General features: G+C 63.1%; 10 protein-coding genes. 4 read left to right on the top strand and 6 right to left on the bottom strand.

What is annotated here, in order from left to right; all coding sequences use genetic code 11:
- Nucleotides 1-14: 14 nt before the first annotated feature.
- Both M5J09_RS12590 and M5J09_RS12585 read right to left on the bottom strand, forming a co-directional pair.
- Nucleotides 15-1,205: a multicopper oxidase domain-containing protein gene (locus tag M5J09_RS12590; protein WP_257158102.1), complete on the bottom strand. Its 1,191-nt coding sequence runs from the start codon at nt 1,203-1,205 to the stop codon at nt 15-17.
- Nucleotides 1,198-2,376, bottom strand: a complete 1,179-nt coding sequence (locus tag M5J09_RS12585; protein ID WP_257158104.1) for a beta-carotene 15,15'-monooxygenase — start codon at nt 2,374-2,376, stop codon at nt 1,198-1,200. The genes M5J09_RS12590 and M5J09_RS12585 overlap by 8 nt, the downstream gene beginning before the upstream one ends.
- Nucleotides 2,377-2,461: 85 nt before the next feature.
- Between M5J09_RS12585 and M5J09_RS12580 the strand changes: the two genes are divergently transcribed.
- The 4 genes from M5J09_RS12580 (at nt 2,462) to M5J09_RS12565 (ending at nt 6,042) form a co-directional block, all read left to right on the top strand.
- The gene (locus M5J09_RS12580; protein WP_257158101.1) at nt 2,462-2,722 is read left to right on the top strand and encodes a DUF2249 domain-containing protein; all 261 of its coding nucleotides are present in this window, start codon (nt 2,462-2,464) and stop codon (nt 2,720-2,722) included.
- An 11-nt stretch (nt 2,723-2,733) separates the two neighbouring features.
- Nucleotides 2,734-3,453 (top strand): molybdate ABC transporter substrate-binding protein, encoded by a 720-nt coding sequence (modA, locus tag M5J09_RS12575; RefSeq protein ID WP_257158100.1) that lies wholly within the window; start codon nt 2,734-2,736, stop codon nt 3,451-3,453.
- A complete protein-coding gene (locus M5J09_RS12570) occupies nt 3,454-5,226 on the top strand; it encodes an ATP-binding cassette domain-containing protein (RefSeq protein ID WP_257158099.1) in 1,773 nt (590 codons plus the stop codon).
- A gap of 120 nt (nt 5,227-5,346) precedes the next feature.
- The gene (locus tag M5J09_RS12565; protein ID WP_257158098.1) at nt 5,347-6,042 is read left to right on the top strand and encodes a metalloregulator ArsR/SmtB family transcription factor; all 696 of its coding nucleotides are present in this window, start codon (nt 5,347-5,349) and stop codon (nt 6,040-6,042) included.
- Nucleotides 6,043-6,087: 45 nt separating this feature from the next.
- Here the strand turns inward: M5J09_RS12565 and thrB are convergent, their stop codons facing one another.
- The 4 genes from thrB to argS form a co-directional block, all read right to left on the bottom strand.
- Nucleotides 6,088-7,011 carry a homoserine kinase gene (thrB, locus tag M5J09_RS12560; RefSeq protein ID WP_257158097.1) on the bottom strand — a complete coding sequence of 308 codons (924 nt, stop codon included), beginning with the start codon at nt 7,009-7,011 and terminating at the stop codon, nt 6,088-6,090.
- Nucleotides 7,012-7,020: 9 nt separating this feature from the next.
- Nucleotides 7,021-8,346: a homoserine dehydrogenase gene (locus tag M5J09_RS12555; protein WP_257158096.1), complete on the bottom strand. Its 1,326-nt coding sequence runs from the start codon at nt 8,344-8,346 to the stop codon at nt 7,021-7,023.
- 138 nt (nt 8,347-8,484) lie between these two features.
- Complete coding sequence (gene lysA / locus M5J09_RS12550) at nt 8,485-9,822, bottom strand: diaminopimelate decarboxylase (protein ID WP_257158095.1); 1,338 nt, start codon at nt 9,820-9,822, stop codon at nt 8,485-8,487.
- Nucleotides 9,823-9,824: 2 nt separating this feature from the next.
- On the bottom strand, nt 9,825-11,486 hold the full coding sequence (gene argS / locus M5J09_RS12545) for an arginine--tRNA ligase (protein ID WP_257158094.1): 1,662 nt from the start codon (nt 11,484-11,486) through the stop codon (nt 9,825-9,827).
- Nucleotides 11,487-11,510: the final 24 nt, after the last annotated feature.

The following is an 11,510-nucleotide window of genomic DNA, read 5'->3' as shown; positions in this document are numbered from 1 at the left end:
CGACACCCACACGGCTACGTCAACCCCGAAAGTCGTAACCGGGGGTAAAAACCGGGTACCGGCAACCACCAACACCCCGGTACCCGATACCGCCCTACCGGTACCGAAAAGAAACGCCCGTCAGCGAGGCCATCGTCGTACTGATTCGGGTAGTAATTGAAGGCGGTGAGCTCGTAATCACCATCGCTCACGCGCTGCGGATCCGCGCCGTCCTGCTCCTTGCCGGGGGCTGCAAGGAAGACTTCAGTGCCGGTGAGAAGGTATTCCGCATCGACATCACCCAGCGCATCCTCGCCCTTTGGGTCGATGATGACGGCACCGGCCATGCCGTTGGCAATGTGCAGGCTCATTGGTATGGTGGAGCAGTGATACATCCACGCACCGGCGCGGTGCGCCACGAACTCATAGGTGAGGGACTCGCCAGGCTGAATGGTCTTCATCGTCTCAGTGGGGGTGACCTCACCGGCGTGGAAGTCCACGGAATGCCCCATTGAGCCCTCATTGACGATGGTGATGCGGAAGGTATCCCCCACGTGTCCGCGCAGCGTTGGGCCTGGTGCTTGGCCGTTAAACAGCCAGCGCGTCTGGCGCACGCCGGGGGCAACCTCAACCTCCTCCTCCGTCATGCTCCACGTTTCCTCGTGGACTGTACCTTTCGCAGGTTGTAGAGCCGGGTCGAAGGCCTCAAAGTCATCGCGTGGGGCCATGCGCTCAGCCAAGGAGGGAACGTTTGCGGAAGCAGCAACGGCATGGTCGTGGCCGGCGGTGGACTGTTCACCGGCGGCCGGCGCATCGGTGACGTTGACCATGAAGGTCATGCCCTGGATCTTGTGCCCGGCGATGGTGCAGTAGCCCTCGACGGACTCAGTAACAACCCCAACATCCAGCACGGCGCTATCGCCCGGATCAACACGGTGGGTCTCCGCCCCACCGATTTTCAGGTCATGGACTTGGTCACCGGTGTTGGTGAAGTTCACAACAAGGTGAGTCCCGGCCGGAATGTCCACGGAGTTGGGGACAAAGGCCATGCCATCGACGGAGACGTCGATCGTGGTGGCGTCGGCAGGCGCTGCTGAAGAACCGCCGCGGCTGCCCACCGTGGAGTTGACCACCGCCAGCGCACTCACCGCTACAAGAGCGAAGATGATGATGAGCCACGCGGCCCATTTCTTGGAAGCGGAGGCCTGAGCAGGCACGCTAGACATGAACTTCTCCTTCGGTAGAAACCACGGCCCAGACAAGGACCGCGACGGCGGCGATAAGGCCTAGCCCCATCATGATAAGCCCGGCAGCGTGGACAGCCGGAATGCCCAGCAAACATGCCACGCCACCCAGGTTGATGAGTCCCCAGCGCAGGTAGCCACCCATCTCGGTGCGCCGAGCGCGCGCCAGGATGGGCAGCATATGGTGAAGCACTCCGGTGACCAGCTGCAACAACCCTGCGCCGACAAAGCTCGGCATGAGTAACAGCGTGACCGCGCGCGGATAGGCGTCCACGCCGCTGGCAACAGCGTCGCCGGTGCACAGGGCCAGCATCCACACCAGACCCGCCATGGTGGACATGCTCGCCCTGGTCGTCGTGCCGGCCAGTGCACCAGCCAGCACCGGATGAATGATGAGAATGTCCGCCACGACCACAAACAGCTGCGCCACGCCGGCGGCCCGCGTCAGCCCGACGGCCTCCAGCCCCATGGCGAGAGCAAGCCCAGCGCAGTGCACGATGAGCGCTCGGGTGCAGCGAGATCGCGCCGTGGGTGAAATCGGTGTGCGAGTCAGAGTGGGCAGCAAGGTCACGACCGTGCCCAGGATGGTCAACAACGCGAAGCCCCACACCATGCCGCGCGAGTGCGCGGCAACGAGCAACGAATAGTTGCCCACGCCATGGGCCCCGAGAAGGACGAGGACGATCGCGCTCACCATGAAGCCCGCCGCGGCCAGATAGAAGGGCACGGTGAGCGCGAAGGACCCGGAGAGCGAGCCGCGTAGCTTTTGCCACAGCGCCCACGCATGCCAGGTGAGGGTGAGGATGAGGAGGGCGGAGGAGGCGTCGGCAAGCGCGCCCCAGTCATAGCCTGCGCGGTCGATGAGGAGGAGCACCAACCCCAGTTGGATGGCGGCGACGCGCGTGGCGACGCCGCGGTAGCTCGTCGCCGGGGTACGGGTGAGCGCCTCGGTAAAGTGCGTGGAAAAGACCATAATGGCGGTGGTGAGCGCGCCAATCGTGAAGGGGTGGATAAGGTCCCACCACACCACAGGGGCACCCAGGGAACCAGCGATGGTGAGTCCGATGCCCGCGAGAATCCAGAAGGCCACCAGCGCGAAGGCTGTGGTGTGCCAGCGCCGGCGGGCGGCGAGGGACACATCAAGCAGGTTCACATCTTTTTTCACGGCTTTAATCGTAGTAAATTGGTGACCTGGGCGGCAACGCATGCCGCTTCCTGCAATGGAAAGGACCATAACCATGAACCTGCCGATTGTTGATTCCTCCAAGGGAGCCGACATCCCCACCCTCAACGCCTCTGAGATTCCCCACGCCGTGCGCCACGGCGCCATCCACGGAGCGCTGGGCACGCTCAACGTGGGCGAATCCATGATCCTCATCGCTCCGCACGACCCCCTCCCCCTACTCAAGGAAGTTGAGCATCGCGAGGAAAGCTTCGAGCTGAAGTACCTCAAGAAGGAACCGGAGGACGTCCACATTAGGTTCACACGCACCGCGTAAAGTAAGTGGGCATGCGCCGTCTTGCCCTCCCTGCCCTCGCCGCCACGCTCGCCCTTACTGGGTGCACCGCGCAGCCAGCTGACAGGCCTCTTTCGGTGTTTGCGGCATCCTCAACACGCCTCATCAATGACGACTTGGCTGCGCGGACCGACATTGACGTGGCTATCAACAACGGCGGCTCCTCGGCGTTGGTACAGCAGCTTTACGACGGCGCCCCCGCCGACCTTCTCATCACCGCCTCTGCGGCCACGATGGACCGTGCCGTGTCACACGGCGACGTTGAAACGCCAGAAGTCTTGGCCACCAACACGATGGTCATGGTGGTCCCCAAAGGCAATCCCGCGGGGCTGACCTCCCTCGAGGACATTGATGCCTCCACACGCCTCGTCCTTTGTGATGCTCAAGTACCGTGCGGAGCGTTGTCTGCGAAGATCCTTGACGCCAAGGGCCTGACAGTGACGCCGTACTCTCTCGAATCACAAGTAGCCAACGTCCTCGGCAAGATAGCCTCCGGAGAGGCCGACGCCGGATTGGTCTACTCCACCGATGCCACCTCCAGCGATGATGTGGAGACCATTCATATCGACGGCGCCGAAAAGTTCCCCAACCAGATCCTCGGCGCCGTGGTTGCCGCCTCACCCCGTCGAGATGAAGCCCATGCGGTCTTGGATCTTCTGGATTATGGTTTTGACGCCGAGTGGCGAAAGTATGGATTTACCCCCGTTAAATAGATGGACTCTGCACTGAATCTCCGCGAACAACGTCCTCGCGTGCCGTGGGCGGTCGTCGCCGTCGGCATACTTGCTGCCGTCTATATCTTTGCCCCCATCGTGGCCTTGGGGCTGCGCGTGCCTTGGGAACAGCTCCCGGAGACTCTCCGTGCACCAGCCACACAGGACCTCCTGCGCATCACGCTGAGCTCCGCCGCGCTCGCCACGATCCTCTCCACTATTCTCGGAACCTGCTTGGCGCTGTGGCTACAGCAACTGCAGCGCGCCGCACACGCGGTGCGGCTGGTGGTCTATCTGCCGCTGGCGCTACCGCCGGTGGTGGGCGGTTTGGCCCTCACCGCACTCGTGGGGCGACGCGGCCTTCTCGGTCCCCTGCTCGAGCTTGCTCAGATTCGTGTGGCCTTCGCCTTTGCGGGTGTGGTCGTAGCGCATATCTTCGTCACTGTGCCCTTCGTAGTCGTGGCCGTAGACTCCGCGCTCCGACAGCTCGATCACGAGGTTATCGCGAGTGCCCGGGGTGTAGGCATGCGCCCTAGCGAAATCCTGCGTCATATCACCGCACCCGCCATTGCCCCAGCAGTCCTCACGGGCGCCGCGTTGGCCTGCGCGCGATCCTTCGGTGAATTCGGCACCACCATCACCTTTGCCGGCTCAATGCCTGGGCTCACCCGCACGATGTCCAGCGGCATCTACCTCGAGCGCGAAGTGAGCGCCGATACCGCCTATGCGCTCTCTGCCATCCTCATCGCGCTGGCAGTTCTCCTCCTCGCTGCAGCAGGCCTGCCATCCCTGCTACACCGACACCGCGCAGCAGCCGCCCGCACACTATCCCCCATGAACACCGACGCCCTCCGCGCGCTCACCGCACCGTCGGTGACCCCTCCAGAAGTCAGCCTCTCCGCGGGCCCACATGATGTGACCTTCCGGGGAGGAGCTATCACCGCCGTGATTGGCCCCAACGGTGCCGGCAAGACCACGCTCATGCGCTTGCTCTCCGGCCGCCTGCTCGGCGCCACGGTCTCCGCACAGCGCGTGGTCATGCTCACCCAGAACCCGGGCCTTCCACCCACCGCGACGGTACGGCAAGCACTAACCATGGTGACTAAGGACGAAGCGCGCACGGAAGAGCTCCTTGACCACGCTGGACTGGAGAATCTGCATCACGTGCGCGAACTATCCGGCGGTCAGGCAGCCCAAGTTGCACTACTGCGCGCACTCGCTGCGCGCCCAGAGGTTCTCGTACTCGACGAACCCTTCGCTGCCATGGACGTCGAATCAGCCGCGCGCTGGCGCCACCTCCTCTCCGTGGCAGCACCCGATCGCACGACCGTACTCGTCACGCACAACCTCCATGACATCAGCGCCCTGGCCACCGACATCCTCGTTATGGAAGGCGGATCCATCACTGCGAAGGGCACCGCACAAGATCTGCTCGCCCAGCCTCCCAATGAATTCGTTGCCCAGCTTGCGGGACTCAACCTGCTTGAGGGAACGGTGACAGATGGCACCTTCACTTCTGGCGAGATTGTTCTCCCCGCCCCACACGTAGATGAAGGGGCCGCCTGGGCGGCCTTCCCACCCACCGCGCTCACCGCGGATAGAGGCGGCGAGCTCTCCTTGCGGGCAGTAGCCGCAGTAGGCGGCGGCGACATACTCGCTGATGCAGGGCCACACCGTCTGCGTGTCAGCGCAGTTGCGGGGGACCCAGCGCCGGGAGCAACGGTGCGCTGTCATCTCGATCATGGCGCGGTTTCTGTATACACCCGTATTTAATGATCGGCCTTCCCCCCACGTCGTGGGGAATACCCCACCGAAAAGTCGGTGAAAATTGTAGAAAATCCAGGGACGAGTTGTAGGATCTTTCTCATAACCTTCTGAAGGAGCCATCTGCTGATGTCTACGCGCACTCCCCGTTCCTCCACGGAGCTTTTCCCTGAGTCTCTTCGTCTCTCGCCCAAGCAGCGCGAGGTGCTTAAAGCCCTGCAGGAGTATCCACAAGGGGCGAAAGCAGCTGACGTTGCAGACGCCATGGGCATGCACGTCAACACCGCGCGTGGGCACCTCGACGAGCTGGTCAATGCCGGCGCCGTGCGCGTCATCACCGCCCCGGCACGGGGCCGCGGGCGCCCCTCACTCATCTTCCAGGTGCGCGTGCCGGATAACCGCTCCGTAGCCGAGGAATACGTGTCCCTCATCAGCGTGCTCGCGGAGATGCTGGCTGATAAAGACCAGCTCGATGACTTCGCCTCTGAGCAGGCACGCGAGATTGGTCGCCGCTGGGCACAGTCCACCACCGACAAGGGAGTAAACAGCGCCGATGCTCTTGCTCCGCTCTACCGCACCATGCGCGATATGGGGTTTGACCCGGTGACGTCTATCGACAAGTTTAATCAGACGGGCGAGACAGACCTTGAACTTCACGCCTGTCCGTTCGTCACTGCCGGTATCCGCCCCTCCCCCTTCGTCTGCGCCATCCACGACGGCTACCTTGAGCAGTCCGCCATGGACGCCGGCGGGCGACTCAACCTCAAGCTCATCCCGCACTCCGGCAATGGGGTCTGCCGGGTCAACGTCAAAGCCGCGAGTTAACACACGACAACGCGGTGCCGCCCTCCGGCACCGCGCTGAGAGGTTTTAACCGCGCTCGACACTCACTGGTCCGGCGACCTCCAATTCAAGGACGCGAAGGCCCTGCGCGCGGGCCTCATCGAGGATGGACTCCTCAATAGGATCGGTGTGCAACACCATGACGGTAGGACCGGCACCGGAGAGATACGCGGCGAAGCCCCGGTTACGCAGGCGGTTGACCCACTCAGCGGTCACCGGAAGCACATCTGCGCGATAAGGCTGGTGCAGGCGATCGCGCGTGCCTTCCCAGAGCAGCTCCGGATAAGCGGTGAGCGCCGCAACGTTGACCGCGGTGCGGGACACGTTGAAGGCAGCATCTGCGTGCGTGACGTGGGACGGCAGGACGCGGCGCACGGCCTGGGTTGAGGCATGGAAATCCGGAACAAGAGCCGTTGCCTTGATGTCCCGGTGCACGTCCAGGGTGGCCGCGCGGTACTCCGGAAAGGAGTGGCCGTCAACAGGCACCGTGGTCCATGAGACCACGGCATTGCCCAAGACAGAGGCGGCAGCGTTATCGGGGTGCCCCTCAAAGGCCGAGGAGAGCTGCACGACCTGCTCCTCGGACAACGGCAAACCCGCCAAACCGTTGCCAGCAGCCACGCCCGCCACGGCGGCGGACGCCGAGGAGCCGAGACCGCGCGATTGCGGGATGTTGTTGTTGCAGACCACACGAAGGCCAGAGACCTCCGCATCTGCGGCCTTGAGGGCCGAACGGATCGCCTTAACCACGAGGTGTGAACCGTCACGCGGTAAATCTTCGGCGCCTTCACCGAAGATGTCCACCTCGAGGCCGGAACGGATGACTTCGACCTCAACGGTGTCATAGAGAGACAGCGCAATGCCCAAAGTGTCGTAGCCCGGGCCCAGGTTAGCCGAGGAGGCCGGCACCTGAACGGTGACCTTGGTGCCCAGTTCGATATCGATACTCATGACAGTTTCCTACACGCCCAGGCGGATAACGGAGTGAACGGCCTTGACTTCCTCAAGCTCGCCGAGTGCCGCGACGATGTCCTCGAGGACAGCCTCCTTGGCCGCGTGGGTGACCACGATAAGGCGTGCAGAGGACTCGCCATCTTCCTGGCGCACGGTGCGCAGGGACACACCGTGGCGAGCGAAGACTCCGGCGATGGCGGACAGCACACCAGTGCGGTCCTCAACCTCCATGTCGACGTGGTAGCGGGTCTCTACCGCACCGAACTCTGCGATGGGCAGGTTAGCGTAGGTGTTCTCCCCCGGCGCGCGGCCGCCGTGGACGATGTTGCGGGCGGCGCCGACGACGTCACCCAGGACGGCAGAGGCGGTCGGGTTACCACCGGCGCCGTTTCCGTAGAACATAAGGGAACCAGCAGCCTCTGCCTCAACGAAGATGGCGTTGTAGGACTGGCTGACCGACGCCAGCGGGTGGTCCTTCGGCACGAGAGTCGGATGCACGCGGGCATTAACGGACTCTTTACCGGTCTCCTCGTCCACGAGGCGCTCACAAATAGCCAGGAGTTTAATGGAGTAGCCGGCCTGGTTGGCAGCCTTGATGTCATCTGCGGTGACCTTGGAGATTCCCTCGCAGTAGACATCATCAAAGGTCAGGCGCGTGTAGAAGCCAAGAGAGGCCAAGATGGCGGCCTTGGATGCGGCGTCGTGGCCCTCCACGTCCGCGGTGGGGTCAGCCTCTGCATAGCCCAGGCGGGTAGCCTCAGCCAGCGCATCTTCATACGAGGCACCGGTGGACTCCATCGCATCCAGGATGAAGTTAGTGGTGCCGTTGACGATGCCGGAAATGCGCTGGACCTGATCACCCGCCAGGGAGCGTCGCAACATGCCGACGACCGGGATGGCGGCGGCCACCGCAGCCTCGAAGTAGAGATCCACACCGGCACGGTCGGCGGCCTCCGCCAGCTCATCCGCATGCGCTGCCACGAGCGCCTTGTTGGCGGTGACCACGGACTTGCCGGCATTAAGTGCGGCGAGCACGAGCTCGCGCGGGAAGTCGATGCCGCCGATGACCTCGACAACAAGGTCGATGTCATCGCGGAGGACAAGGGCCTTGGCGTCGTCGGTAAGCAGCTCCTGAGGCACTCCCGGACGCAGCTTATCCTTGTTGTGCACGGCCACGCCGCGGATCTCCACGGGGCCGCCAATGCGGTGAGCAAAAGCGTTGGCGTTTTCCTGCACGAGGCGGAAAACCTCGGCGCCTACGGTGCCGAATCCGAGCAGGGCGATTCCTACAGGCTCGCCCTCGGGCTTGGCGGTACGGTTCGTCGTCGTCATGGTGTCCCTTTTGAAGTTGCGTGTGGTTCTTGCGTGACAGCCCATCACTATACAGAACGAGCTGTCTATTTCTTTGCATATGCTGGAGAGTGCCCCTGCGACCGGCACCATCTCACTGAATGAAATGATGCCGCAGCGCTAATCGACGTCCAGCGCCAGCAGGTCCTCCACCGTCTCTCGCCGCAACATCAGCTTGTGCTTCCCGTCGCGCACGGAGACTACAGCTGGGCGCAGCGCACCGTTGTAGCGCGAGGCCATCATGTACTGATAGGCGCCGGTGGTGGCGAAGGCGAGGATGTCCCCCGTGGTGATGTCCGAGGGGAAGCGGCGCTCGTCGACGAGAATATCGCCGGACTCACAGTGAAAGCCCACGATGCGCGAGTCCACGGGTTCGCCCTGCGTGCGGCGGTTGACCACGCGCACGTCATAGTCCGAGCCGTAGAGAGCCGGGCGAATGTTGTCCGACATGCCGCCGTCCACAGAAAGGTAGCGGCGCATGGGCAGATCCGCCTTACCGGTTTCCACGTCCTTGACCGTGCCCACGCGGTACAGCGTGACTGCGGACGCGCCAACGAGGGAACGCCCAGGCTCGACGAGCACGAAGGGAGCCTTGATGTCGAGTTCGGTGGCGGTACGCTCCACGGCATCCAGCAGATCCTTAGCCAGCGCGGCGACATCGAGTGCTTCCTCATACTCCATGTACGGGATACCGAAGCCGCCGCCGAGGTCGAGTTCCTCAAGTGCCACGCCAAGCTCAGAGTGAATGCGCTTGTACAGGCTGAGCACGCGCTCAGCGGCGAGCTTGAAACCATCGGCGTTGAAGACCGAGGAGCCCACGTGGCAATGCAGGCCTACGAGCTTGAGGTTGGCGGATTCCAGCACCTTATGGGCCGCCGTGAAAGCAGCACCCGTAGACAGCGAAATGCCGAACTTCTGGTCCTCGTGCGCGGTGGCGATGAACTCGTGGGTATGGGCATCCACGCCAGGCTTAACGCGGATCATCACCGGCTGCACGCGGCCTGCGGCCGCGGCGATGCCGTTGAGGCGGGACAACTCCTCCTCGTTGTCGAGGACAACGTGGCCGATGCCCTTGTCGACGCACAGCTGGAGGTACTCGTCCTCCTTGTTGTTGCCGTGCGCGGTCATGCGCTCCGGCGGGAAATCAGCAGCCAGCGCCAGTTTTGCCTCATTCAGGGAGGCCACGTCGAGGCACAAACCTTCCTCATCGACCCACCGCACAATGCGCTTGGTGATGAACGCCTTGGAGGCATAATGCACATGATCCGGGCCGCCAAAAGCCTTGGCCATATCGCGGCAGCGCGAGCGGAAATCCTGCTCATCGAATACGTAGAGCGGAGTGCCGTATTCCGCGGCAAGTTCGGTGAGCTTGACCCCCGCGATGGAGACCACGCCGTCAGACCCGCGCGAGGCATTGCGCGGCCAGACATGAGAGGGAAGAGAATTAAAGTCCGGCATGCTTACATCTTCTCCGGTGCACTCACACCTACCATAGTCAAGGCGTTGGCCATGACTTGGCGGGTAGCGCTGGCCAAGGCCAAGCGGGCACGGTGGATCGGCTCGGTGTCCTCTCCAGCCTTCGGCAGCACCTGGCACTGGTCATAGAAACGGTGGAAGACCGCCGCGAGTTCCTCGGCGTAGCGTGCGATGCGGTGCGGCTCGCGCAGAGATGCAGCGGTGGCCACAACCTCCGGGAACTCGCCCAGGGTGCGGATGAGATCGCCTTCCTTATCGTGGATGAGGAGGTCGAGGGGGACGTCGCCAAGCGCGGCACCATCAAGCCCCAACTCTGCAGCCTTTCGCAGGATGGAGCAGATGCGCGCGTGACCGTACTGGACGTAATACACCGGGTTATCCGCGGACTGGGAGGCCCAGAGGCCCAAGTCGATATCGAGGCTGGAATCCACAGAGGAGCGCACCAGGGAGTAGCGCGCGCCGTCAACGCCAATGGCCTCGACGAGGTCATCAAGGGTAATAACCGTGCCGGCACGCTTGGACATCTTCACGGCCTTGCCATCGCGCACCAAGTTGACCATCTGGCCAATGAGAACCTCAACGGCCTTCGGGTCATAGCCCAATGCCTGGGCGGAGGCGCGCAGGCGAGCGATGTAGCCGTGGTGGTCCGCGCCCAGCATGTAAATAGCGAGGTCGTGGCCGCGATCAAACTTGTCCGCAACATACGCGATATCACCGGCAATGTACGCAGCGTCACCATCAGATTTGATGACGACACGGTCCTTGTCATCGCCGTACTCGCTGGACTTAAGCCACCACGCGCCCTCGGACTCATAGAGATTGCCGTTGTCCTTGAGCGTCTGAATGGCCTTATCCACTGCACCGGACTCGAAGAGGGAATTCTCGTGGAAGTACACGTCAAAGTCCACGCCGAACTCGTGGAGGGAGTCCTTGATCTGGGCGAACATCATCTCCACGCCGTCGGCGCGGAAGTTTTCCTGCACCTCAACGTCCCTGCCCTGAAGGGCGTTAGGATTCTTCTCCACCACCGCATGAGCGATGTCCTTGATGTAATCGCCGCCGTAGCCGTCCTCCGGAGTCGGCTCACCCTTGGCCGCCGCCACGAGGGAACGGGCAAAGCGATCGATCTGACCGCCGTGGTCGTTGAAGTAGTACTCACGAGTAACTTTGGCGCCGGAGGCCTCCAGGACGCGGCCGAGGGAATCACCCACGGCCGCCCAGCGGGTGCCGCCCAGGTGGATGGGGCCGGTCGGGTTCGCAGAAACGAACTCCAGATTAATCTTCATGCCCTTAAAGGCGGCGTTGCGGCCGAAGGCTTCGCCTGCGTCCAGTACCTGGGAGACAATCGCGCCCTGGGCCGCCGCCGCGAGGCGGATGTTAAGGAAGCCGGGGCCTGCGATAGAGGCCTCATCGATGGCGTCGTTGCCGGAGAGGGCGTCGGCAAGCCACTGCGCCAGCTCGCGCGGCTGAGCGCCGGCCTTTTTGGCCACCTGGAGGGCCAGATTGGTGGCGTAATCGCCGTGCTCGGGATTGCGCGGGCGCTCCACGGTTACGGTCTCCGGCAGGACGGAGGCGTCCAACTCGTGCTCGGTGAGCACGGCAGCGGCGGTCTCTTTGATCAGGGCGGAAAGATCTTCAGGATTCATAGGCCCAGAGTCTATCGTCATCCC

This window comes from Corynebacterium sp. BF-R-2 (assembly GCF_024586525.1).
Lineage (GTDB): Bacteria > Actinomycetota > Actinomycetes > Mycobacteriales > Mycobacteriaceae > Corynebacterium > Corynebacterium singulare.
This window is presented reverse-complemented; position numbering and strand designations above follow the sequence as displayed.